This window comes from Pseudomonas sp. GW821-FHT11G12 (assembly GCF_058808055.1).
The window spans coordinates 215,267-240,305 of record NZ_JBXARH010000002.1 but is presented as its reverse complement, the minus strand read 5'-3'; the positions used below and the strand labels follow the sequence as shown (position 1 = coordinate 240,305).

Below are 25,039 nucleotides of genomic sequence, written 5' to 3'. Positions count from 1 at the left end.
AAGGCTGGCCTTTCAGTTGTAACCGAACGTGTGAGGCTGATTCAGCGGCGTGATTCAGCGGCCCTTGCTCCACAACCAGGCGCCGACCAGGATCCCCATCCCGCACAGTACCGCCACGTAATAGGCAGGCCCCATCGCGCTTTCCTTCAGCAGCAGACTGACCACCATCGGGGTCAGGCCGCCGAAGATCGCGTAAGCGACGTTATAAGAGAAGGACAGACCGCTGAAGCGCACCACCGGCGGGAACGCCTTGACCATCACGTACGGCACCGCGCCGATGGTGCCGACCAGAAAACCGGTCAGCGCATACAGCGGGAACAGCCAGTTCAGGTGATCGGCGAGGCTGTGATAGAAGGTCCAGGAGCTGATCAGCAAACCCAGGCAACCGAACACGAACACGCGACCGGCACCAAAGCGATCGGCCAATGCACCGGAAATGATGCAGCCCAGGCTCAGGAACACGATCGCCAGGCTGTTGGATTGCAGCGCGGTGGTCGGCGAGAAGTGATAGACCGTCTGCAGCACGGTCGGGGTCATCAGAATCACCACGACGATGCCGGCGGACAGCAGCCAGGTCAGCAGCATCGAAATGGCGATCGCACCGCGATGGTCACGCAGCACCGCGCGCAGCGGCACTTCTTCGGCCAGGGCCTTGCGCTGTTGCAGCTCGGCGAATACCGGGGTCTCGTGCAGCCAGCGGCGCAGGTAGACCGAGAACAGACCGAACACGCCACCGAGCAAGAACGGGATCCGCCAGGCGTAATCCGAGACTTCCACTGGCGTATAGATGCTGTTGATCGCCGTGGCGACCAGTGAGCCCAGCAAGATGCCGGCGGTCAGGCCGCTGGTCAGGGTCCCGCAGGCGTAACCAATGTGCTTCCCGGGTACGTGTTCGGAAACGAAGACCCACGCCCCCGGCACTTCGCCGCCAATCGCCGCGCCCTGGATGACGCGCATCAACAGCAGCAGGATCGGCGCCCACATGCCGATCTGTGCATAAGTCGGTAGCAGGCCCATGATCAGGGTCGGCACCGCCATCATGAAAATGCTCAGGGTGAACATCTTCTTGCGCCCCAGCAGGTCGCCGAAGTGCGCCATGACGATCCCGCCCAACGGCCGTGCGAGGTAACCGGCGGCGAAGATGCCGAAGGTCTGCATCAGGCGCAGCCACTCGGGCATGTCGGCCGGAAAGAACAACTTGCCGACCACGGTGGCAAAGAACACGAAAATGATGAAATCGTAAAACTCCAGCGCGCCCCCCAGGGCCGATAGCGACAGAGTCTTGTAGTCATTGCGGGTCAACGGTCGTGCGGGTTGGTCGGGCTGCGCGAGGCTCGAAGGCGCTGTGGTCATGGCAAGGTCTTCTCTTATAGTCGGATCTGCCGCCACAACAACGCTGGCTGTGGCTCGGGCAGGTTCGGCACCATAGCAAATTGTTCGAAAAAGCACATAGAGGCGCGTTTTTGACGGTCGAAATGAGAACCGGACGGTCGTCGCGGAGTCTACCGACCGATATACTCGCAATCTTGCTCCCGCTTGTAGGGGGTTGCTGTGCGAAAACGTTGCTGTCATCCGACGCTGTGAGAACGTAGCGAGCGAAAGCAAGACAAGGAAAAAACAGGCGAGGACGCGGAGTTTACGGGTTGTAAATGAGCAGTCCGAGCCTGTTTTTGACGCTGGATTGCTGAGCGCAGTAGTTCTCACAGTGTCGGCAGTCGGTTTCGCAGAGTTTCCCCTTTAGTTGCCTTATGGAAAACGTGACGAACGTAGTATGTTCGGTGCTGAATCGTTTTTCCTGAAGACGGCTACCACCAGCAATACCCAACGAAGAGTCACGGGTCAGAGGCACCCCCGGCATGATAGAGCTCGAACAAGAAGATCCGATCCCGCAAGGCGACCTGGCCCTGCAAATCACCGCGCTTCCTCGCGAAACCAACGGCTTTGGCGATATTTTCGGCGGCTGGCTGGTGGCGCAGATGGACCTGGCCGGCACTGCAATGGCCAGCCGCGTCGCCGGTGGCCGTGTCGCGACCGTTGCCATCGATCGCATGGCGTTTCTGGTGCCGGTGGCTGTCGGCGCGCAATTGTCCTTTTATACCCAGACCCTGGAAATCGGCCGCAGCTCGATCCAGATGATGGTCGAGGTGTGGAGCGACGACCCGCTGTCCAGCGAGTGGCGTAAAGTGACCGAAGCGGTGTTCGTGTTCGTTGCCATCGATGGCAGCGGTCGCACCCGTTCGGTTCCGCCACGCGCACGTTAAACCTCGCGGCCGTTTGAAGGTCGATAGTCGTCCCAAGTTGCTGATTCGAGAGTTGTCCCATGAACACGCCCAACGTTGAAGCCGTGAAACTGGATGAACTGAACTGCTGGCGCATCCGCCACGGTCAGGCCGAAGTGCTGGTCGCCCAGCAAGGCGCGCACATCCTCAGTTATCAGGTGGACGGCCAGCCGCCGTTGATCTGGCTGAACGACAAGGCCGTGTTCAAGACCGGCAAGAGCATCCGCGCCGGCGTGCCGGTGTGCTGGCCGTGGTTCGGCGTCTTTGCCCGCAACCCGCAGAGCGTGCAGACGATGCGTGTCAGCGAGGAACCGGCCGCCGCCCACGGGTTTGTCCGGGCGATGGATTGGGAACTGGGCGGTATCGAAACCGAGGGCGAAAGCCTGAAAGTGGAGTTCAAGCTGCCCTACCCGGAAGGTGGTTTCCCGGGTTGGCCGCATCAGGTCGATCTGACCCTGACCCTGCGCCTCGACGATCAACTGCACATCAGCCTGACCAGCCACAACCGTGGCGTCGACACCGTCAGCATCAGCCAGGTGCTGCACAGTTACTTCGCCGTCAGCGATGTGCGCAACGTGCGCGTCGAAGGCGTGGACGGCCTGGATTACATCGAGACCCTGGATGACTGGAAGACGCACAACCAGCAAGGCGACCTGCGTTTTGCCGGGGAAACCGACCGCATCTACCTCGATGCTCCGCCGCAACTGAGCATCGTCGATCCAGCCTGGGAACGACGCATCGTGCTGACCGCTACCGGTTCACGCACGGCGGTGATCTGGAACCCGTGGATCGACCGCGCCGCCGCGTTCAGCGACATGGACAACGATGGCTGGCAGCGCATGCTGTGCATCGAGACGGCGAACGTGATGGACGACGTGGTGACCCTGGCACCGGAGGCCAGCCACACCATGGGTGTCAGCGTCGGCAGCCAGCCACTCTGAAAACAAAAATCGCAGCCCAAGGGCTGCGATTTTTTTTGCCGCTCGGAATTACAGATCCTTTTCCTGCACCACCCGCACCTTGTCCGCTTCCAGCGCATACGCCGCATCGGCCAGGTCATTGCTGACCTTTTCGATCTTCAGCGTGCCGGTCACCCACAGCGGTGTATAGATGTCGTCCAGCTTCAAACCCTTTGGATAACGCACCAGCACCAGTTGGTTCGGCGGCGGTGGCGGCACGTGGATGCACGCGCCCGGGTACGGCACCAGGAAAAACAACGTGCTGCGGCCCTTGGCGTCGGACTCCAGCGGCACCGGATAACCGCCGATGCGGATGTGTTTGTCGTTCATCGACGCCACGGTCTTGGTCGAATACATCACCGCCGGCAAACCTTTGGCCTGCTTCATCCCGCCCTTCTCGGTGAAGGTGCCGGTGGCTTCCGGGGAGTTGTGGTCGATTTCAGGCATGGCCTCGAGGGCTTTCTGATCCGACTTGGGCATCAGTTCCAGCCAGTCGGTTTCCGGCAGATCGCCGGCGTGGGCCAGACCGCTGCCCAGCAAAAGGAGAGTCAACAGAAGACGGCGCATGAAGATGCTCGTAGGGAGGAGGAAACAGTCAATCGCCGAGCATTCTAGCCCTCTCCACCGGTTTGGCAGAGAGGGCTTTGTCGCTTTGGATCAGTTCTTTTTGATCAGACCGTAGATCACCAGCAGGATGATCGCGCCCACCAGCGCACCGATAAAGCCTGCGCCCTGGCCCGCGTGATAAATGCCCAGGGCCTGACCGCCGTAAGTGGCTGCCAGCGAACCGCCGATGCCCAGCAGGATGGTCATGATCCAGCCCATGCTGTCATCGCCCGGTTTCAGGAACCGTGCCAGCAGGCCAACGATCAGGCCGATAAAAATGGTTCCGATAATTCCCATGGCATTTCCCTCTGATTGATTGGCTATAGCCTAGCCAGACTTTGGCATCCTGCCATCAGAGAACGGCGGCCCCTAATGGTTCCGCCGCTGCCACATGAAACTGTTGTTACTCGGCGATCAGCGCTTCGACCTTGAGGATCTGCTGCTCGAGCGTCGCCTTGTCCTTGCAGCGCAGGTTGGCGTGACCGACCTTGCGCCCGGCCTTGAAAGCCTTGCCGTAGTGATGCAGGTGGCAATCGTCGATGGCGATGACTTTTTCAACCGGCGGAACGACACCGATGAAGTTGAGCATCGCGCTCTCGCCGACCTTCGCGGTCGAACCCAGCGGCAGACCGGCTACGGCCCGCAGGTGGTTTTCGAACTGGCAGCACTCGGCGCCTTCGGTGGTCCAGTGCCCGGAGTTGTGCACGCGCGGGGCGATTTCGTTGGCCTTGAGGCCACCGTCAACTTCAAAGAACTCGAACGCCATCACGCCAACGTAGTCCAGCTGCTTGAGGACACGGCTGGAGTAGTCTTCGGCCAAGGCCTGCAACGGGTGATCGGTACTGGCGATCGACAGCTTGAGAATGCCGCTGTCGTGGGTGTTGTGCACCAATGGATAGAACTTCGTCTCGCCATCACGGGCGCGCACGGCGATCAGCGACACTTCGCCGGTGAACGGCACGAAGCCTTCCAGCAGGCAGGCCACGCTGCCCAGCTCGGCGAATGTGCCGACCACGTCTTCAGGCTTGCGCAGGACTTTCTGGCCCTTGCCGTCGTAACCCAGGGTGCGGGTTTTCAGCACGGCAGGCAGGCCGATCGAAGCGACGGCGGCGTCCAGATCGGCTTGCGACTGGATGTCGGCGAACGCCGGGGTCGGGATCCCCAGGTCCTTGAACATGCTCTTCTCGAACCAGCGGTCGCGAGCGATGCGCAGGGCTTCGGCGCTCGGGTAGACCGGCACGAATTGCGAAAGGAACGCCACGGTTTCAGCCGGGACGCTTTCGAACTCGAAGGTCACCAGATCGACTTCATCGGCCAGCTGACGCAGGTGATCCTGATCGCCGTAATCGGCCCGCAGGTGTTCGCCCAGTGCAGCGGCGCAAGCGTCCGGCGCAGGGTCGAGGAAAGCGAAGTTCATGCCCAGCGGGGTGCCCGCCAGGGCCAACATGCGACCCAACTGGCCGCCACCGATTACACCGATCTTCATCTCAACAACCTCAGGCAATACGTGGGTCTGGATTGTCCAGGACGCTGTCTGTCTGCTCGGCACGGAAGGTCTTCAGTACCGCGTGGAATTGTGGATGCTTGGCGCCCAGGATGCTCGCAGACAGCAAGGCTGCGTTGATCGCGCCCGCCTTGCCGATGGCCAGGGTGGCAACCGGGATGCCGGCCGGCATCTGCACGATCGACAGCAGCGAATCGACGCCCGAGAGCATCGCCGACTGCACCGGTACGCCCAGCACCGGCAGGTGGGTCTTGGCCGCACACATGCCTGGCAGATGGGCTGCGCCACCGGCACCGGCGATGATCACCTCGATGCCGCGGCCTTCAGCCTCTTCGGCGTACTGGAACAGCAGATCCGGGGTGCGGTGGGCAGAAACCACCTTGACCTCGTACGGGATGCCGAGCTTTTCCAGCATATCGGCGGTGTGGCTAAGGGTGGACCAATCGGACTTGGAGCCCATGATCACGCCAACCAGTGCACTCATCGTCGCGCCTCTTCTCTCTGGGCGCCCGCAGGCGCGTCAAAAACAACAAGCCACGCAGGATGCGTGGCTTGTTGTAGGAAAAATGGCCGGACGAACCGGCCGAAGGCCGCGCAGTATACCGCAAAGAAAGCAATAAACAGCCCCCGATGCGACCATCTGTCAAATGAGCCAAAGCCCCGGTTTTATTGACTCAAAGGTCAGCGCCAGCGCATTCAGGAAGATTGTGCCGCACCGCCTTCAAGCTTGCGCCACAACAACCGTACATTGGCCTTGCGCACCAGCGCGCAGCGGTACAGGCGAATTTCCAGCGGCACGTGCCATTGCGGGCCCCCGCAGACCACCAGTTCGCCACGGGCGAGTTCGTTGCGTACGCTCAGTTGCGGCACCCAGGCAATGCCGAGGCCTTCGAGGGCCATGCTTTTCAGGCTGTCGGCCATGGCGGTTTCATAAATAGTGGTGAAGCGCAGCGCACGCTGGCGCAACAAGCCGTTCACCGAGCGCCCGAGAAACGCCCCGGCGCTGTAGGCCAGCAGCGGCACACTGGCCTCGCCTTCAAGATCGAACAGCGGTTTGCCATTGGCATCCGCCGCGCACACCGGAAGCATTTCGGTCTGCCCCAGGTGCAGCGACGGGAAAATTTCCGGGTCCATCTGCATCGCTGCGTCCGGGTCGTAGAACGCCAGCATCAGATCGCAGCCACCTTCACGCAGCGCGTGCACCGCGTCGCCAACGTTGGTCGCCACCAGCCGCGTGGCGATGTTCAGGCCTTCGTTGCGCAGTTGCGCGATCCAGCGCGGGAAGAAACCGAGCGCCAGCGAGTGCGCCGCCGCCACTTGAATCACTTCGCCCTGCCCGCCTTCCAGATGATGGAGGTGGCGCAGCACTTCGCCGAGCTGTTCGACCACCGTGCGCGCGGTCACCAGAAACAGTTGCCCCGCCGCCGTCAGTTCGACCGGCGTGCGCGAACGGTTGACCAGCGTCAGCCCGAGCGCCGCTTCCAGGCTGCGGATCCGCCGACTGAAGGCCGGCTGGGTCACGAAGCGCCGTTCGGCCGCCTGCGAGAAGCTGCGGGTGGCGGCCAGAGCACTGAAGTCCTCGAGCCATTTGCTTTCCAGATTCATCACGTCCTCCCGGACACGCACCAAAACAGGTCACACGTCTGCCGCGCACGCGGCGTCACACGGGCATTATGCCGAATGTGCATAGGGCAGTGTTTAACAGCATTGGCCCAAAATTTCCCACAAGCCTAGCATTCGCAGCGTTCCGGCACAGACCGGGTCCATATCGAGATGATTTCTATCATGTCCTCCGCTGCATCATTCCGCACAGAAAACGACCTGCTTGGCGCCCTCGAAGTCCCTGCTCAAGCGTATTACGGTATCCAGACCCTGCGAGCGGTGAACAACTTCCGTCTCTCGGGCGTTCCGATTTCGCACTACCCGAAGCTGGTTGTCGGCTTGGCAATGGTCAAACAGGCCGCTGCTGACGCCAACCGTGAGCTGGGTCACCTGAGTGAAGCCAAGCACGCTGCCATCAGCGAAGCCTGTGCACGTCTGATCCGCGGTGATTTCCACGAAGAGTTCGTGGTCGACATGATTCAAGGTGGCGCCGGTACCTCCACCAACATGAACGCCAACGAAGTGATCGCCAACATCGCGCTGGAAGCGATGGGTCACCAGAAAGGCGAGTACCAGTACCTGCACCCGAACGACGACGTCAACATGGCGCAGTCGACCAACGACGCCTACCCGACCGCGATCCGCCTGGGTCTGCTGCTGGGTCACGACGCGCTGCTGGCCAGCCTCGACAGCCTGATTCAGGCATTCGCGGCCAAGGGTCAAGAATTCAACCACGTCCTGAAGATGGGTCGTACCCAGCTGCAAGACGCCGTGCCGATGACCCTGGGTCAAGAGTTCCGCGCTTTCGCCACCACCATGGGCGAAGACCTGGCCCGTCTGAAGACGCTGGCCCCGGAACTGCTGACTGAAGTGAACCTGGGCGGCACTGCGATCGGCACCGGCATCAACGCCGACCCGCGCTATCAGGCCCTGGCCGTACAGCGTCTGGCACTGATCAGCGGTCAACCGCTGGTTCCAGCCGCCGACCTGATCGAAGCCACCTCCGACATGGGCGCCTTCGTGCTGTTCTCCGGCATGCTCAAGCGCACCGCGGTCAAGCTGTCGAAGATCTGCAACGACCTGCGCCTGCTGTCCAGCGGCCCACGTACCGGCATCAACGAAATCAACCTGCCGGCGCGTCAGCCAGGCAGCTCGATCATGCCAGGCAAGGTCAACCCGGTTATTCCGGAAGCCGTGAACCAGGTGGCATTCCAGGTCATCGGTAACGATCTGGCGCTGACCATGGCAGCCGAAGGCGGCCAACTGCAACTGAACGTGATGGAGCCGCTGATCGCCTTCAAGATCCTCGACTCGATCCGTCTGCTGCAACGCGCCATGGACATGCTGCGCGAGCACTGCATCGTCGGCATCACCGCCAACGAAGCGCGCTGCCGTGAACTGGTCGAACACTCGATCGGTCTGGTCACCGCACTGAACCCGTACATCGGCTACAAAAACGCCACCCGCATCGCCCGTATCGCCCTTGAAAGCGGCCGCGGCGTGCTGGAACTGGTGCGCGAAGAAGGTCTGCTCGACGAAGCCATGCTCGCCGACATCCTGCGCCCGGAAAACATGATTGCTCCGCGTCTGGTGCCTCTGAAGGGCTGATCCGACGCGTTACTTGTAGCACCGCTCACCAGGTCGAGGGACTAGACACCTCTCACCTTTTGAGGGCTTGGAGATCATTCTCCAAGCCCTTTTTTTTAACTATTTGAAAGGACAAACGTCTTCTGTGGGAGCCATCCCGCAAAAGCCCGACGCCGGTAACGTCGGGTGTTTCAAAGCCTCGTTTCGTCGCTTGCACCACAACCGTGCAGACGGGCGCCGCACTGATCGGTATAGTGCCGCCCCTCTTCGCGTGAGCGGTCGTCGGTAACGAGGCCATAACCCATGCGAAACCCGAACTAATAACAAACCCGCGAAATGGAACCGGGACGAAACCCTCGCCTCGCCTGTCGTGCCGAACGCACACCGGTGTAACGCGATGTTTCCGACCATCCAGTATTTGCTTACACAAAAAACAGCGAGGAAAAATCCATGCTCGAAGTCATCAACGACTTCCTCTCAGGGAAAGTACTGATCGTGCTCATTGTCGGGCTCGGTAGCTACTTCACGATTCGCTCGCGTTTCGTTCAATTGCGTCACTTCTTCCACATGTTCGCGGTGTTCCGCGACAGCCTCAAAGGCAGCGCCGGGCAACTCAGCTCGTTCCAGGCCCTGATGCTCAGCCTCGCCGGCCGCGTCGGTGCAGGCAACATCGCCGGTGTCGGCATCGCCGTGACCCTCGGTGGTCCGGGTGCGGTGTTCTGGATGTGGGTGACCGCACTGGTCGGAATGTCCAGCAGCTTCTTCGAATGCACCCTGGCCCAGGTCTACAAGCGCGCCGATGGCGACGGTCTGTACCGTGGTGGCCCGGCCTACTACATCCAGCACGGCCTGAAGCTCAAAGGCATGGCGGTGGTGTTCTCGATCCTGTTGCTGGTCACCTACGGCTTCGCCTTCATTGGCCTGCAGTCCTACACCGTGACCCACTCGCTGCAAAACGCCTTTGCGTTCGACCCGCAACACACCGGTATCGTCCTGGCAGTGCTGCTGGCCATCACCTTCATCGGCGGCATCAAGCGCATCGCTTCGGTGTCCGACCTGCTGGTACCGATCAAGACCCTGGCCTATATCGGCGTGACCCTGTACGTGATCGGCACCCAGATCGAACACGTGCCAGCCATGCTGGAAACCATCTTCAAGAGCGCCTTCGGTCTCGACCCGGCCTTCGGCGGCCTGCTCGGCAGCGCGATTGTCATGGGCGTGAAACGTGGCGTGTTCGCCAACGAAGCGGGCCTGGGCAGTGCGCCGAACGTCGCCGCCGTGGCCGCCGTGAAGCACCCGGGCGCCCAGGGCGTGGTTCAGGCGTTCAGCGTGTTCCTCGACACCTTCGTGATCTGCACCTGCACCGCGCTGCTGATCCTGCTGTCGGGCTTCTACACCCCGGGCTTCGAAGGTGACGGCATCGTCCTGACCCAGAACTCGCTGGCCGCCGTGGTCGGTGACTGGGGCCGCATGTTCGTCAGCGTCGCGCTGTCGCTGTTCGTCTTCACTTGCATCCTCTACAACTACTACCTGGGCGAGAACAGCCTGCAGTTCCTCACCCGAAACCGCGCTGCGCTGATGACTTTCCGCGGCCTGGTGCTGGCACTGGTGGTCTGGGGTTCGATGCAGGATCTGTCGACCGTGTTCGCCTTCGCCGACATCACCATGACCTGCCTGGCCTTCGTCAACCTGATAGCCCTGGCCATGCTGTTCAAGGTCGGCATGCGCGTGATGCGTGACTACGACGAGCAGCGCCGCGCCGGCGTCAGCCAGCCAGTGTTCGACTCCAGCAAATTTACCGATCTGGACCTGGACCTGAAGGCCTGGCCGACCAATCCGTCGTCCGACACCCAGGCCAACACTCAGCCGCAAGGCATCCCCGCAGCGCAACGCTGATCGGGTAAAAACCGGGCGCAGGTCTTGCGCCCGGCGTGACACAAGCGGCGGTCAGCGTCATGCTCGACCGCATGCTGTCTTCGTTCAGGAGAACTCCCCATGAATTCCTCGACCTACCCTGCCGCCCAGCACGTCATGGTGCTGTACACCGGTGGCACCATCGGCATGCAGGCCAGCGCGAACGGCCTGGCCCCGGCTTCCGGTTTCGAAGCGCGGATGCGCGATTACCTGCACAGTCAGCCTGAGCTGGTGGTGCCGCAGTGGCGCTTTCGCGAGATGTCGCCGCTGATCGACAGCGCCAACATGACCCCGACCTACTGGCAGCAACTGCGTGAAGCCGTCGTCGACGCCGTTGATGTGCAAGGCTGCGACAGCGTGCTGATCCTGCACGGCACCGACACCCTGGCCTACAGCGCCGCCGCCATGAGCTTCCAGTTGCTCGGCCTGCATGCCCGCGTGTGCTTCACCGGTTCGATGCTGCCGGCCGGCGTCACCGACAGCGACGCCTGGGAAAACCTCAGCGGCGCGCTGGTCGCCCTCGGCCACGGCCTGGCGCCGGGTGTGCATCTGTATTTCCACGGCGAACTGCTGGCCCCGACCCGTTGCGCGAAAGTGCGCAGCTTTGGCCGTCATCCGTTCAAACGCCTGGAACGTCAGGGCAGCGGCGTGAAAGCCACCTCGCTGCCAGCCGCGCTGAACTACAACCAGCCCAAGCAACTGGCCAGGGTTGCGGTGTTGCCGCTGTTCCCGGGCATCGGCGCCGAGATCATCGACGGCCTGCTCGACAGCGGCATTCAGGGTCTGGTGCTGGAGTGCTACGGCAGCGGCACCGGGCCGAGCGACAATCCAGAGTTCCTCGCCAGCCTCGGCCGTGCGCGGGATAAAGGTGTCGTCGTGGTTGCGGTCACGCAGTGCCATGAAGGTGGTGTGGAACTGGATATCTACGAAGCGGGCAGCCGCTTGCGTGGCGTTGGCGTGTTGTCCGGTGGCGGCATGACCCGTGAGGCGGCGTTCGGCAAGTTGAATGCTTTGCTGGGTGCAGGCCTTGAAACGGCCGAAGTGCGGCGTCTGGTCGAACTCGACCTGTGCGGCGAACTCATCTGATCGCAACAAGCTGTGGGAGCCCCTCTGCTCCCACAGCCCGGCATGCAACTTGCTGCCGTTTCCAGCATCCCAAGGCTGGAAGATCTTATGCTCCACTCCCACCTCACCACACTCAATGCGGTCTCGTTGATCCTCAACACGTTCAAGACCGAAGGCTTGTCCAGTGAAGCGCTGCTCGCCGGCAGCGGCATCAGCGCGGCGGACCTGAGCCGGGCCGACACCCGCATCACCACCAATCAGGAGATGCAGGTCTGCGCCAACGCAGTCGCGCTCAAGCACGACATCGGCCTGGAACTGGGCCGGCGCATGCACGTTTCCTGCTACGGCATCCTCGGTTACGCGCTGCTGACCTGTGCCACCTTCGGTGACGCTTTGCGCCTGGCGATCCGTTATCCGGCGCTGCTGGGAACACTTTTCGAGCTGAGCCTGGAGGACGACGGCGAACGCATCTGGTTCGTCGCTGCCGATTACCGCGAAAGCCCGGGGATGGCGGTGTTCAACGCGGAGTTCTGTCTGGTGTCGCTGAAAGTCATCTGCGATGACCTGCTCGGCCATCCACTGCCACTACTCGCCACCCGTTTCGAACACGCCGCGCCGGATTACCGCGACAGCTACGCCGAACACTTCAACGCGCCCCTGCACTTTGGTGCCAAGGACAACGCCTTTGCCTTCGACCGGCGCTGGCTCGATCAGCCGCTGCCGCTGGCCGACATCATCACCCACCAGGCCATGGCCGAACGTTGCCGCAAACAGAACACCGAGTTCACCGGCAGGCAGGCGTGGCTCGGGCGGATCCGCCAGTTGCTGACCGCACAACTCAACGCCGCACCGGGGCTGGAAGGTCTGGCGCAACAGATGAACTGCTCGCCGCGCACCTTGCGCCGGCATCTGAAAGACATGGGTTGCAGCTATCAGGAACTGCTCGACGAACTGCGTTTCGAACGGGCCAAGCAGATGCTTTGCGAAGATCAACTACCGATCTACCGCATCGCCGAGACCCTGGGTTTCAGCGAGACCGCGAGCTTCCGCCATGCGTTCGTGCGCTGGAGCGGTGTGGCGCCGAGTCAGTTCCGCGCTTGAGATAAATCAGGCATCGCACAACTGACTGCACTACATTACGCGGCCCGCCCCCATTGCCGGTGTTTTTGCTTGATGCTTCTTTTCCGTCGCTATTCACGCCTTGCCTTGCTCGCTGCACTGTTCAACCTGCCATTGGCCGCGCAGGCCATCGAACTGAACTGGTGGGGGCTCCCGCCGCACTCGGTGGTTGACGCACCCGAATATGGCAAAACCATCATTCCGATCCCCGCCGCGGCTGAAACGCCCGGAGTTGCGAAACCTCTGACAGGCTTGCTCAGCAGCTTTCGCGGTCTGTTCTACCTGAACGTTTACAGCGATGAGAACTACCGCGAACGTGTGCACAAACTGGGACCGATCCCATTGCTCACCGCCGAAGAGTTTCACAGTTGCATCACCGAGTTTCAGTACATGAATCTGAGCTCGTCGGCCATGCGCACCGACATCGCGCCGGGTATCGTGGTCGATACCCTGAGTTTCGACTGTGTCAAAACCAGTGGCTGGGAAACCAAGCGCTACCTGCTGATCGACTGGCGCACGCCCGGTGAACCATTGATGGCGTTGGGACGGGTGCGCAACGATCACCTGCTGTCGTTCCAACCGCTGCAGGAAACTTCTGCAACCGTGCTCGACACCTGGCTCAAAGGCATCGAAGGTGCCCGGGACGCCATGCGTTACAGCGTACCCGACGCCCCTCTGAGTATCGAAGTCGATCCACAGCCCTACCAGGCTGGCGACGGCGCCCTGCAACTGTGGGAGCTGCACCAGCAACTGAGCAAGGCCAGCGACAAAGGCCCTGGACTGAAGAAGGTCGATGAGCTGTTTTTGAACCAGGACTTTCGCCGAATCGGTGCCGATCAGAAAGACTTCCCCGGCCAGCTCAACGACATTGCTTACTGGAAAAGTGAACTGGCGCCAGACGAAGCTTCCCGGCAATGGCTGCTGGAAGTAGCACGTCGCGCACCACAACGCATTCCGGTCTATCTCAACCTCGCGGATCAGGCCTGGAAAGGCTATGAAAAAGCACCCGCCTACACGACCCAATACGCATTGGCGCAGGAGTACTACCGGATTTACTGCGGTCTGCGCCTGCAGCGAAATCTGAGCGTTCCGGAGCGCGTGGTTCAGAGGCTGGGACTAGCCCGGGCCGAACCTCAGGCCTGCCAGGCACAATGGCCATTGATCGAGGCCGTGGACCAGCAGGACGAGCCGCGTGTACGGCAGTTGCTCGACAGTGGCCTCCAGGCCAAAACCCTGGGCGAGGACGGCCGAAGTGCCTTGTTGCACGCACTGGATGCGCCGAACTTCGCCATCGCCCGCCTGCTGCTCGACCGTGGGGCTGAAACCAGCGGCATCAACGGCAGCGAACCGCTGGTGATGCAAGCATTCAACAAAGACCTCAAAGCCGACAAGGATCCGCAACAGGGCCAGCGAACCGAGTTTCTGCTCAATGCCGGCGCCGCCATCGACGAGCCCGATGCACGGGGTGAGACCCTGCTGATGCAACGTACATCGGGTAAAGATGACGAGCTGTTCAACTGGCTGCTCAAGCATCCTCAGAACCTCGATCGCCGACAAAGCAAAGAACAGAGAACCGCGTTGTACGAAGCGATCTACCGCAACAACTATTCGGCAGCAAAACGTCTGGTTGAAGCCGGTGCGCAACTGAATCTTGTCTACCCTGCCGGACGTTGCCATGAACGAGACCGCCTGGATTCGGTTCTGTACCTCCTCGCCAGCCAGGCCCCCAGAGGCGACATGGATCGAGAGATCGACCACCAGCAGGTCCTTGAGCTGTTCACGCTGATGCTGGAAAAAGGGGCCGACCCAACGCTGGGTGAGCCCTGTACGGACGATGCCTACAGCGCATTGCGCAAGATGCTGGAACAACGACAGCGTCCGGATTGGCTTGAGGTACTTGATCGCCATCAAGCCGCCATTGGCAAAACCGCTACTCGCCTCTGAATCCGAACGGCGCCTCTTCCTGGGGCGCCTTATCCATCCAAGGGGCGAATTTCGGTCAGTTCTTTTGGCCATATCGATCCCCTTTTGGCCGCTCCTGACGTTCTCCGATTCGCCCCGCGCCGCAACACTGGGGTCAACCGAATCAGCCCTGCGGAGAACAACAAATGCTGACGATCTACTCTGACGATCACCACCTGCACCATGGCCGCTGCGAATTGATCGACGGGCAACTCAAGCCTTGCTTCGAGATGCCGTCGCGCGCCGACCACGTGCTGCAACGGGTGAAAAACCAAAACCTCGGCCCGGTCGAGGCGCCGAAGGATTTCGGCCTCGGGCCGATCGAGCGCATCCACAGCCGCGACTACCTCGACTTCTTCAAAGGCGCCTGGGCGCGCTGGACCGAATTCAACACCGACGGCGACTTGCTGCCCTACACCTGGCCGGCGCGCACCTTGCGTCAGGTCAAGCCGACCAGCCTGCACGGCCAGCTCGGTTATTACAGCTTCGACGGCGGCGCGCCGATCACCGCCGGCACCTGGCAAGCCGCGTACAGCGCAGCGCAAGTGGCGCTGACCGCACAAGCGGAAATCCAGCGCGGTGCGCGCGGAGCCTTCGCCCTGTGCCGTCCGCCGGGACACCACGCCGCCGGCGATTTGATGGGCGGCTACTGCTACCTCAACAACGCCGCCATCGCTGCGCAGGCATTCCTCGATCAGGGCCACAAGAAAGTCGCGATCCTCGACGTCGACTACCACCACGGCAACGGCACCCAATCGATTTTCTACGAGCGCAGCGATGTGCTTTTCACCTCGATCCACGGCCACCCGGAAGCGGAATTCCCGTTCTTCCTCGGTTATGAAGATGAGCGCGGCGAAGGGGCCGGCGAAGGCTTCAACTTCAACTATCCGCTGCCGGCGGGTTCCGGCTGGGATGTCTGGAGTGCGGCGCTGGATCAGGCCTGCCAGGAGATCGACAACTACGGCGCCGACATCATCGTCGTGTCGCTGGGCGTCGACACCTTCAAGGACGATCCGATCTCGCAGTTCAAGCTCGACAGCCCGGATTACCTGGCCATGGGCAAGCGCATCGCCGCTCTCGGCAAACCGACCCTGTTCGTCATGGAGGGTGGCTACGCGGTGGAAGAAATCGGCATCAACGCGGTGAACGTGCTCGAAGGTTTCGAACAATGAACAGACTCAAGCACTTCATCGCGCCCGCGCTTTGTGCGGCACTGCTGAGCGGCGCCGCACACGCCGAAGAACGCACCCTGCGCGTCTACAACTGGTTCGACTACATCACCCCCAAGGCACTGGAAGATTTCAAGGCGCAGAACAGTCAGACCAAACTGGTCTACGACATCTTCGACACCAACGAAGCACTGGAGGCCAAGTTGCTGACCGGCAACTCCGGCTATGACGTGGTGGTGCCGTCCAACGTGTTCCTGGCCAAGCAGATCGAGGCCGGGGTGTTCCAGCCGCTGGATCGCAGCCAGTTGCCGAACTGGAACCACCTCGATCCGAAACTGATGAAGCTGATCGAGGCCAACGACCCGGGCAACAAGTTCGCCGTGCCTTACATGTACGGCACCATCCTGATCGGCTTCAACCCGGCCAAGGTCAAGGCTGCACTGGGTGACAACGCGCCGGTGGACAGCTGGGACCTGATCTTCAAGGAAGAGAACATCAGCAAGCTCAAGCAGTGCGGCGTCGCCCTGCTCGACTCGCCATCGGAGATCCTGCCGCTGGCCCTGCAACACCTCGGCCTCGACCCCAACAGCAAGAACCCGGCGGACTATGCCAAGGCCGAAGCCTTGCTGATGAAGATTCGTCCGTACGTGACCTACTTCCATTCGTCCAAGTACATGGCCGATATCGCCAACGGTGACATCTGCGTCGCGGTCGGTTATTCGGGCAGCTTCTCGCAAGCCGCCAACCGCGCCAAAGAGGCGAAGAACGGCGTGGTGGTCGACATGCGCCTGCCGAAGGAAGGGGCGCCGATCTGGTTCGACATGCTCGCCATCCCGAAAGGCGCGAAAAACCCGCAGGACGCCTACACCTTCATCAACTACCTGCTGCAACCGCAGGTGATCGCGCCGGTCAGCGACTTTGTCGGTTACCCGAACCCGAACAAGGACGCCACCGAACATGTCGATCCGGCAATCCGCAACAACCCCAACCTGTACCCGACGGATGCGGCGATGAATACGCTCTACACCCTGCAACCGTTGCCGCGTGATGCGGAACGGGCACGCACCCGGGCGTGGACCAAGATCAAGTCCGGCACCTGACGCGTAACAACTCACCAGACCCGCACCCGCGGGTCTTTTTTTGTCTGCGAGATCTATGTACCGCAGCGTGCCGCGGCCGGGATTTTAGTGTCCGGTTTTTCCTCCGTGGACATGACCATGACTGAATCTGCCGCAGCCACTACGCCCAGTGTTTCCCCACCCTTGTTGAACCAGAGCCGGCTGGTCGAACTGATCGGCCAAGGCTACTCGATGCATCAAGTGGCCTCGGCGCTGTTGCGCGAAGCGCTGAACAAAAGCCATCCCGACCAACACATCGATCCGGATCGCACCATGCTCGCAACCCCCGTGAGCGAAATCGACGCTACACAGAAGACCGGGGTCTTTGCCTTCGAGTCCCTGACCCATGCCTTTATCCAGCACTGTCTGCACAAGACTACGGCCGACTACATCGAAGGCGAGCACTTCCTGACCCGCACACCCGACGCCACTCCGCCCATCCTTCTGCCGGTGAGCATGGACGACGTCACCTCGCTGGTGAACGACCTTGCACCGTTTCTGTTCCTCGAATACCAGCAGCGCCAACTCGATTACTGGAATGAGTCCGCCGGCACCCAGCCGCGCTGGCAAGAGCTGTCCGACCTGTTGTGTTCGGCCGCGAATGTGCAGACGGCCAGTGGCTGGGATGCCGACGAGTGCGCACTGGCGCGATTTGTCGCTCAGCATCCGGAGCGGGCAGAACGCTCGACAGTGAACAGCGATTTCAGCGGGCTGAAAGCCTGCCTGATGGACATCGACCTGGTTGACGACAAGGACAGTACGCACCTGCTCATCGCAGGCGCACTGGTGCTGACTGCCACCGTCAAACAGCGGCAACGGATCCTGATGTACACCGTTGCCGATGGCTATGAGTCCTTCGAGTCGCTGGTCGCGCTGGGCGAAACATTGCCACAGCGACTCGATCCCGAGCTGTCCGAGCGCTCCCTGAAATGGCGCCTGATCGAACCCGAAGGGCATATCTTCGACGCCGTTGCACAGGCGCTGATCAGCAATCAGCTTGGCGCGATCGAGGCACTGGACCCCGCCAACCAGTCGATCAGTGCCCATGCCTCCCCCGCAAGACAGAGCCGCGGCCGTTTCAATCCGCTCGAACGAGCCCGGCTCGACCAGTTGGAAGAGGCCGTTCCCGATTGGCTGCAAGCCGGCTCCCTCCATGATCTGCAGGACTACAGTCGCTACATTGCCGAGCTCGGCACCTTGCGTGACGACGTCGAGAAGGGTGTTTTCAGGGATGACGACATTCCCCTGATCAAGCCCTACGCCGAACGCCGGATGCGCGAAGCAATCATCGCCGACAAAAGTGCCGTGGATGCCACCGACCTACCTTTGGACCACCTGCGAATCACGGTGACCAACAGCTTCGAAACCGGTGGTTTCACCCTGCCCAACCCGTTTGATCGGGTAACCGAGACCCTGGGTGAGTTCGCCCTGCAAAACGCCCCGCCCTATCTGGCCACGGTCGCCTTCGATGATGGCCACGCCGTACCGGCCTGGCTGACTGTGGATTTTCTGACCACCATCGCCGAAAAGGTCGACATCGGCGGTCATTACCCGCAACTGATCAAACGCGCACTGATCGATGACCCGATCCGGGCGGGCGAGCAAAAGACCCGCTACATGCGCCAGCTGCCGACACTCCTGCCGATGCTTGCACTGGAATGCAAGCTCAAGCACCAGGGCGACGTCGATCAGCGAAGTTATGACTACGTCTGCCAATTGATGGATGCCATCACCCGCAAACTTCCAACAGCCGAACACTCGGTGACGATCCGTCCGTTGGCATTCGTCCCTCGCCGCCGCTTGAGCAGGCGTTCGGACGTCGTCACCAACATGTTCATCATCTGTCCGCGAGACCATACCCAGGGCCCTTGCCTGTTGTACCGGCCGCTGCTGGACACACCGTTGATGCAGTTCGCCTCTCTGCAAAACCTGATGTACGCGCTGTATCAGGATGGCGAACTGCGCAATTCGGTATTGGCCTGGCTGGGCAGTGCAGCACTGAGTTTCGAGTACTCGCAGTACGCCTTCCCGGTCGGCCTGCCCTCGCCGTGGATCGTCACTCAACTGGCCACCGAACCGTTCATGCACCTTGACCTGACCGGCCCGATCGAACTGGCGGACACCCCCCTCGTCGGCGACATCCTTGCCTCGCTGTACACCGCCAACAGCCAGGCACTGGTCGATCTTGCAAACCGCCAGTCGCAGTCCAACAGCGAACGACGCTGGGCACTTCTGGCGGACAGCGGCTGGGCGATGTTCAGCGTTGCTGCGAACTTCATGAGCGGCGCGGCGGGTACCGCCGTCTGGGTCTGGCAGACCATCACGCAGATCCAGCAGGCGATCGATGCCCATGAACGCGACGACACCCTCGTGGCCTGGCAATCCACCGCCGATGTTCTGCTGACGCTCGGCATCATCCTGACCCAACGCGTCGTGGCGCGACGCAACCGCTCGTGGCTGCCACACCAGAAGGAATCCCGCGAAACGGCCCGACTGTCGCCGGAGAAAGAGGAGTCCGCACCAGAAGTCACACCGTCAGTCACGCTCGACCCGGTTGCCATCACTGGCGAGGTGCCTGCCGGGCATCTCACTCAACTCGAACAGGGGACACTGCTGCGACCCGACTCCAGCGCACGCTTCATCGCGATGCTCGACCGCTTCAAGATCTCCGCACCTGACTTGAGCGGGAAACGAGCCTCACCGGTCACTCACCTGTACACCCTCGACGGCAAGACCTGCGCCCGGGTCGGCACGCGCTGGTTCCAGGTGATCGCCCGGGCAGACGAGCCGGTGCACATCGTCGATCCGGCCGATCCACTGCGTATCGGCATGGCGCTGACATACGATGAAACTGCCGAGCAATGGCACTGGGACCCGAAACTGCGCTTGCGCGGCGGCATGCCGAAAAGCCGGATCGAGGCGTTCCGCCGCTCCAAAAAGCAGTCAATGGAGGCTGCCTGGTCTGAGCTGGAGCGATTTGAAGCCCGCGAAACCGAGGCGAAAACACAACTGCTGCGAGCGCTGGTGGCCCTTCCACGGGACACCAGCGAAGCCGGATTCGAGCACTCCGCGTCCATCTATCTGGACAGGGCCACAAAGCTGGGCAATGAGTACACCCAGGCGCTGGACCAACTCGAAAACTGGCGTCTGGCGGGTGGCGGTGGCTCGGTACACCAGGCCAGACTGATGAGCCTGACCGTGGGTCAGCACCGCTGTTTCGGCTCGTGGCTGCGGGTGAAAATGCGGATGTACGCCAAGACCACACAGATCTTTGTCGACAGCGCGAACCAACACACACTGGTACCGCGCAAGCAACAGATCGAAATCGCCACCGTCGCCACCGCGTTGAGCGACGAAATGATCACCACCCTGCAAACCCTGGATCACTCGCTGCAGGTATTGAACAGCCATTCGGCCAAGGCCAGAGAAGTGGCCACGAGACTGGAATTGCTGCTGCCAGACTTCAACACACTCGATCTCAAGGCCAATGAAATCGGCATGTCCTACGAGCGCTGTGTGGAGGAGAAACCGGGAGCCGCCATGAACGCCGCCCGCGCCGCGATCGGGATCATCACGGCCACGGCTGCCGATGCCAGTCATGAGCTGATCCTGCTGAGTAAAACCGCGGTGATCGCGGATGGACAGCCGGCGCGGATCGAACGTTTATCGCAGTGGAACGATCTCTTCGCCAGCCTCGGTGAACGCGTGGAGCAATTGCCTGCGGCCCATCCCGGCCAGTTCGTTCAGGCCAGGCTCGACAGGGTTCGCGAGCTGATCGGCGAGTTTCATGCAGTGGCTCGCGAACGCCTGACCACAGAATTGCCCGAACCGGAAGAACGACCCGCCCCCGTCAAGTCCCGGCCGCAGCCTTCAACGTCGCAGCCCAAGGTGAAGGTCACCAAAAGCCGTCCTCGCCCCGAAACAAGTGAACAGACCTCCATGGCCCAGAGCGGCGAGTCGGAGGCCGAGACAACGTTCGTCAAACTCACCGCTCAAAGGCCCGAACCGAAGGCGCCCGCCGATGACGAGGACCTCATTTCAGCGGCAATGGCGCTCGAAGCGAACATCGACAGCTTCAACAGCAAAACCCGCGAGGATGCCAGGCGTTCGGGGCGCATTCCCGCTGACATCCGCGACATGTTCGAACAGCAAGTCGACCGCCTCAAACAGATGGCCATCGATGTCGACAGCGCGATCACCCGAAGAAAAAATGCCAGGAAGGATCCTTGGCCCATCGCCTCCCTCATCCCAAGCCTGCGCGAAGGCGCAACCCGCACCCACGCCGACGGCATTGCGACCTACGCAGCCATGCTCAAACAACGCAAACCTCGGGAAACCTATTTCCACTGGCTGCACGACAACGGGCAGGTCAACGTGATCAAGGACCCACGCGGACGCATTCGCACCCGGCATCGCGGGGACTACTTTCAGGAGTACCGGATTCTCGACAAGGCCAACGCAAACAAACCGCTATGGGTCGCGCACTTTCATTACGACCAGCTCGGGGATGCGGATGAGCTGTACACCATTGCCCATCTGAAATTCGCCGATGCGTATCTGCAAACGCTGGATGACAAAACCCGCCAGACACTGGACACCTTCGACGCCGTCGACAATGCGCTACGGCGTATCGTCGATCCGCAGGTGCGCGACCTGTTCCTCAAACCACAGGCCGACGCTCGACCGAAAGATGATTAACTGCGCCAGACTTCGCGCAAGCGGGCCAGAGCCGACTCGATCGCCGGCTCCGGCACCGCCGCAAAACCGAGCACCAGACCGGCGCGCTGATCGATCGGCGTCGTCGAGTCCGGCAGCCAGTACTTGCTCAAGCCGTGGATTTCCACCTCGACGCTGGCGGCCTGTTCGATCAGTTGCTGTTCGCGGGCCACGCTGTCGACCGCCACCGTCAAATGCAGTCCGGCGGACACGGCCGGCAGTTCGCCGACACCCGCCAAACCCTGGGGCCAACCATTGATGAGCGCATTGCGCCGGCAGAGTGCAGCCCGGCGCATCCGCCGGATGTGCCGCTGAAAGTGCCCGGCCGCCATGAACTCGGCCATCACCGCCTGGGTGCTCACCTCGGAATGCCGGACATCCACCGCGCGCCGCTGTGCAAAGGCCTCCACCAACCCCGGCGGCAACACCAGATAACCCAGGCGCAGCGCCGGGAACGCGACTTTGCCGAAGGTGCCGACGTATAAGACGCGACCCTGGCGATCGAGCGCAGCCAACGGAGCCAATGGCGCGCCGGTGTAGCGATATTCGCCGTCGTAATCGTCCTCGACGATCCAGCCCCCGGTGCGCTCGGCCCAGGCCAGCAATTCCAGGCGTCGCGCCAGGCTCATCACCACCCCTGTCGGGTATTGATGAGACGGCGTGACATAAGCCACCCGGCAATCTTCGGCGGCAGACAGCGCTGCGCAATCGATGCCCTCCTCATCCACCGCAATGCCGTGCAATCGACCGCCGGCCAGCGCGAAGGCATGCCCCGCTGCGCGGTAGCCGGGATTCTCGATGCCCACGCCGGCGCCAGGCTCCACCAGCAACTGTGCACAAAGGCTGATTCCTTGCTGTGCGCCACTGGTGATCACAATTTGCTCAGCGGAGCACTGCATGCCCCGCGAACTGCGCAAATAGGCAGCGATCAGTCCGCGCAGCCGCGCATCGCCCGCCGGGTCGCCGTAACACAGTTGCTGCAAATCGGGTTTACGCCAGAACGCCGCATTCAGCTTGGCCCAGACGTCGAACGGGAACAGATCGAACGCCGGAACACCCACCCTGAAAGCCCGTGGCGGACCACTCGGCGGCGTAGGCAAATGGTTCTGTTCAAGCCGCTGCATCGCACCGCTGTGGATAACTTTGCTGGATAAATCCCCAGTGGAATCGACCGGTTTTGTGGATAAGGCTGTGGGTAAGCCTGTTGAAAACCCTGTGGATACTTTTGTGGATAATTTTTTCGTCGGTGTCGTCGATTGGGGCAACTGCGCCACATAAGTACCGTCCCCGACCCGCCCTTCGATAAAGCCTTCGGCATACAACTGATCGTAAGCACGCACCACGCTGTTGCGGGAAATCGTCAATGCCGCCGCCAGATCGCGACTGGCCGGCAGGCGTGTGCCGCTGGCCAGGCGTCCGTCGAGCACCCGCAGGCGCAAGGCCTGATAGAGCTGACGGCTCAGGCCTTTGCGGCGATCGAGTTCGATGCCGGCAGGGTTGAACGGCAGCGACAGCGTGGTCGAATCGGGCATGGCAATGGACCTATGAAATTGGTCATCAATGGCTCTTACAACAGACCAATAGCCTGCCTACGATGCAGGCATTCGCCAAGGAAAATTTCTCCATGTACACGCCCCGCGCCTTTGCCATCGACGACTTGTCCCAACTGCACGAACTGATCCTCGCCACCCGCCTCGCCATTCTGGTGACTCACGGCGAACAGGGCTTGCAGGCCAGCCATGTGCCAGTGCTGCTGCATCGTGAACAAGGCCCGAACGGCACGCTGTACGGGCATCTGGCCAAGGCCAATCCACAGTGGAAAGACCTGCGCGACGGCGCCGAGGCCATGCTGATTTTTCCCGGTGCCGATGCCTATGTCAGCCCGGGCTTTTACCCGAGCAAGGCCGAGCACGGCAAAGTCGTGCCGACCTGGAACTACGTTGCCGTGCACGCCTACGGTCACGCCGAAACCTTCAGCGATGGCGGTCGTCTGCTGGACATTGTCAGCACCCTCACCAATCGCCATGAGGCCGGCCGCGCCCAGCCCTGGTCGGTCGACGATGCACCGGCCGATTACATCGACGGCATGCTCAAGGCCATCGTCGGGTTTGCCATTCCGATCGACCGTCTCGAAGGCAAGCGCAAGCTCAGCCAGAACCGCAGTCCCGAAGACATCGCCGGCGTGCGCGAAGGCCTGGCCGCCAGCCCCGACTTCAACGATCAAACCCTCGCTCACTTGATGCGTTAAGGAAATCACCATGAGTCAGATCGACATTCGCCCGGTCAGCGCCGCCGATCACGCGGCCTGGCTGCCGCTGTGGCAGGCCTACCTGCGCTTCTACAACACCGAATTGCCGGAGGCCGTCAGCCAAAGCACCTGGCAGCGTTTTCTCGACCCGAACGAACCGACCCACGCGGCCCTCGCCTGGGCCGACGGCAAAGCGCTGGGCATGGTGCATTTCATCTACCATCGTTCGAACTGGAGCATCGAAAACTCCTGCTACCTGCAAGACCTGCTGGTGGAGCCGCAAACCCGTGGCACCGGCGTCGGTCGTCTGCTGATCGAACACGTCTACGCCACCGCCAAGGCCGACGGTTGCTGCAAGGTGCACTGGCTGACCCACGAAACCAACGACACGGCGATCCAGCTCTACGAGCGCATCGCCGAGCGTCCGGGTTTCATCCAGTTTCGCAAAGCCATTTAAGGAGCCACGCGCATGACGATTTCTCTCGCCGACTGGAAAGGCGTGCCGCCGCCCTCCACCACCCTGATCGAAGGCCGCTTCATCCGCCTGGAAAAACTCGACCCGGCGCGCCATGGCGACGACCTGTTCAACGCCCTGCAAGGCCCGGGCGCCGACCCGAAACTCTGGGACTATTTGCCCTACGGCCCGTTTCCGGAGCGCAGCGCTTTCAATGACTGGCTGAACAACCATGCTGCCCACAGCGACCCGTACTTCTTCAGCGTCATCGACCGCGCCAGCGGCCAGGTGCAAGGCATCCTCAGCCTGATGTCGATCGTCCCGGCCCAGGGCCGCATCGAAATCGGCCACGTCACCTTCGGCGCGCCGATGCAGCGCTCGCCGAAAAGCACCGAGGCGGTCTACCTGCTGGCCAAGGAATCCTTCGCCCTCGGCTACCGTCGCCTCGAATGGAAATGCAACAACGGCAACGCCCGCTCCAAATACGCGGCCGAGCGGTTGGGTTTCAGCTTCGAAGGCGTGTTCCGCCAGCACATGGTTGTGAAAGGCCAGAACCGCGATACCGCGTGGTACTCGATCCTGGACTCGGAATGGCCGGCGATTGCGACCGGGTTCGAGCGCTGGTTGAGCGATGAGAATCAGACGGCGGAGGGGCAGGTGAAAGGGTTGGTTGAGTGCCGCGGCTGAGTATGTAAACGCAAAGAAGGAAGCCCCCGACGGCGAGTGCGGCAGTTGAA

General features: G+C 61.6%; 20 protein-coding genes. 13 read left to right on the top strand and 7 right to left on the bottom strand.

What is annotated here, in order from left to right; translation table 11 throughout:
- Positions 1–54: 54 nt before the first annotated feature.
- Positions 55–1,353 (bottom strand): MFS transporter, encoded by a 1,299-nt coding sequence (locus AC1RR7_RS08760; RefSeq protein WP_493157139.1) that lies wholly within the window; start codon positions 1,351–1,353, stop codon positions 55–57.
- Between the two features lie 503 nt (positions 1,354–1,856).
- Between AC1RR7_RS08760 and AC1RR7_RS08755 the strand changes: the two genes are divergently transcribed.
- Together AC1RR7_RS08755 and AC1RR7_RS08750 are read left to right on the top strand one after the other, a co-directional pair.
- Positions 1,857–2,261 (top strand): acyl-CoA thioesterase, encoded by a 405-nt coding sequence (locus AC1RR7_RS08755; protein ID WP_003229628.1) that lies wholly within the window; start codon positions 1,857–1,859, stop codon positions 2,259–2,261.
- A gap of 59 nt (positions 2,262–2,320) precedes the next feature.
- The gene (locus tag AC1RR7_RS08750) at positions 2,321–3,220 is read left to right on the top strand and encodes a D-hexose-6-phosphate mutarotase (RefSeq protein WP_493157137.1); all 900 of its coding nucleotides are present in this window, start codon (positions 2,321–2,323) and stop codon (positions 3,218–3,220) included.
- A 48-nt stretch (positions 3,221–3,268) separates the two neighbouring features.
- Here the strand turns inward: AC1RR7_RS08750 and AC1RR7_RS08745 are convergent, their stop codons facing one another.
- The 5 genes from AC1RR7_RS08745 to AC1RR7_RS08725 form a co-directional block, all read right to left on the bottom strand.
- Positions 3,269–3,805, bottom strand: a complete 537-nt coding sequence (locus AC1RR7_RS08745) for a DUF3299 domain-containing protein (RefSeq protein WP_096817160.1) — start codon at positions 3,803–3,805, stop codon at positions 3,269–3,271.
- A gap of 90 nt (positions 3,806–3,895) precedes the next feature.
- A complete protein-coding gene (locus AC1RR7_RS08740; protein ID WP_096817158.1) occupies positions 3,896–4,141 on the bottom strand; it encodes a GlsB/YeaQ/YmgE family stress response membrane protein in 246 nt (81 codons plus the stop codon).
- A gap of 106 nt (positions 4,142–4,247) precedes the next feature.
- Entirely contained in the window at positions 4,248–5,330 is a 1,083-nt protein-coding gene (locus AC1RR7_RS08735; protein WP_493157136.1) for a 5-(carboxyamino)imidazole ribonucleotide synthase, read from the bottom strand.
- A gap of 10 nt (positions 5,331–5,340) precedes the next feature.
- Complete coding sequence (purE, locus tag AC1RR7_RS08730) at positions 5,341–5,832, bottom strand: 5-(carboxyamino)imidazole ribonucleotide mutase (RefSeq protein ID WP_007954291.1); 492 nt, start codon at positions 5,830–5,832, stop codon at positions 5,341–5,343.
- A 212-nt stretch (positions 5,833–6,044) separates the two neighbouring features.
- On the bottom strand, positions 6,045–6,953 hold the full coding sequence (locus tag AC1RR7_RS08725) for a LysR substrate-binding domain-containing protein (RefSeq protein ID WP_096817154.1): 909 nt from the start codon (positions 6,951–6,953) through the stop codon (positions 6,045–6,047).
- A 180-nt stretch (positions 6,954–7,133) separates the two neighbouring features.
- Between AC1RR7_RS08725 and aspA the strand changes: the two genes are divergently transcribed.
- The 8 genes from aspA to AC1RR7_RS08685 all read left to right on the top strand — a co-directional run bounded on the left by aspA (position 7,134) and on the right by AC1RR7_RS08685 (position 21,582).
- Complete coding sequence (gene aspA, locus AC1RR7_RS08720) at positions 7,134–8,558, top strand: aspartate ammonia-lyase (RefSeq protein WP_096817152.1); 1,425 nt, start codon at positions 7,134–7,136, stop codon at positions 8,556–8,558.
- 429 nt (positions 8,559–8,987) lie between these two features.
- Positions 8,988–10,433, top strand: coding sequence for an alanine/glycine:cation symporter family protein (locus AC1RR7_RS08715; RefSeq protein WP_096817150.1), 1,446 nt, complete (start codon positions 8,988–8,990; stop codon positions 10,431–10,433).
- 99 nt (positions 10,434–10,532) lie between these two features.
- A complete protein-coding gene (locus AC1RR7_RS08710; RefSeq protein WP_493157134.1) occupies positions 10,533–11,537 on the top strand; it encodes an asparaginase in 1,005 nt (334 codons plus the stop codon).
- An 87-nt stretch (positions 11,538–11,624) separates the two neighbouring features.
- Positions 11,625–12,617, top strand: a complete 993-nt coding sequence (locus AC1RR7_RS08705; protein WP_102620657.1) for an AraC family transcriptional regulator — start codon at positions 11,625–11,627, stop codon at positions 12,615–12,617.
- Between the two features lie 72 nt (positions 12,618–12,689).
- Complete coding sequence (locus AC1RR7_RS08700; RefSeq protein ID WP_493157132.1) at positions 12,690–14,579, top strand: ankyrin repeat domain-containing protein; 1,890 nt, start codon at positions 12,690–12,692, stop codon at positions 14,577–14,579.
- A gap of 164 nt (positions 14,580–14,743) precedes the next feature.
- Positions 14,744–15,769, top strand: a complete 1,026-nt coding sequence (locus AC1RR7_RS08695; protein WP_007954279.1) for a histone deacetylase family protein — start codon at positions 14,744–14,746, stop codon at positions 15,767–15,769.
- Entirely contained in the window at positions 15,766–16,866 is a 1,101-nt protein-coding gene (locus tag AC1RR7_RS08690) for a polyamine ABC transporter substrate-binding protein (protein ID WP_096817142.1), read from the top strand. Before AC1RR7_RS08695 ends, AC1RR7_RS08690 begins: the two co-directional genes overlap by 4 nt.
- 117 nt (positions 16,867–16,983) lie before the next feature.
- Positions 16,984–21,582 carry a dermonecrotic toxin domain-containing protein gene (locus AC1RR7_RS08685; protein ID WP_493157130.1) on the top strand — a complete coding sequence of 1,533 codons (4,599 nt, stop codon included), beginning with the start codon at positions 16,984–16,986 and terminating at the stop codon, positions 21,580–21,582.
- On the opposite strand, the gene pdxR is transcribed toward AC1RR7_RS08685, so the two are convergent.
- Positions 21,579–23,132, bottom strand: coding sequence for a MocR-like pyridoxine biosynthesis transcription factor PdxR (gene pdxR / locus AC1RR7_RS08680; protein ID WP_273537368.1), 1,554 nt, complete (start codon positions 23,130–23,132; stop codon positions 21,579–21,581). The genes AC1RR7_RS08685 and pdxR overlap by 4 nt on opposite strands.
- A 92-nt stretch (positions 23,133–23,224) precedes the next feature.
- Between pdxR and AC1RR7_RS08675 the strand changes: the two genes are divergently transcribed.
- The 3 genes from AC1RR7_RS08675 to AC1RR7_RS08665 are packed head-to-tail and all read left to right on the top strand — an operon-like array spanning position 23,225 to position 24,989.
- Entirely contained in the window at positions 23,225–23,848 is a 624-nt protein-coding gene (locus tag AC1RR7_RS08675; protein WP_192559339.1) for an FMN-binding negative transcriptional regulator, read from the top strand.
- Positions 23,849–23,858: 10 nt separating this feature from the next.
- Positions 23,859–24,305: a GNAT family N-acetyltransferase gene (locus AC1RR7_RS08670; RefSeq protein ID WP_493157127.1), complete on the top strand. Its 447-nt coding sequence runs from the start codon at positions 23,859–23,861 to the stop codon at positions 24,303–24,305.
- A 12-nt stretch (positions 24,306–24,317) separates the two neighbouring features.
- A complete protein-coding gene (locus tag AC1RR7_RS08665; RefSeq protein WP_273537372.1) occupies positions 24,318–24,989 on the top strand; it encodes a GNAT family N-acetyltransferase in 672 nt (223 codons plus the stop codon).
- Positions 24,990–25,039: the final 50 nt, after the last annotated feature.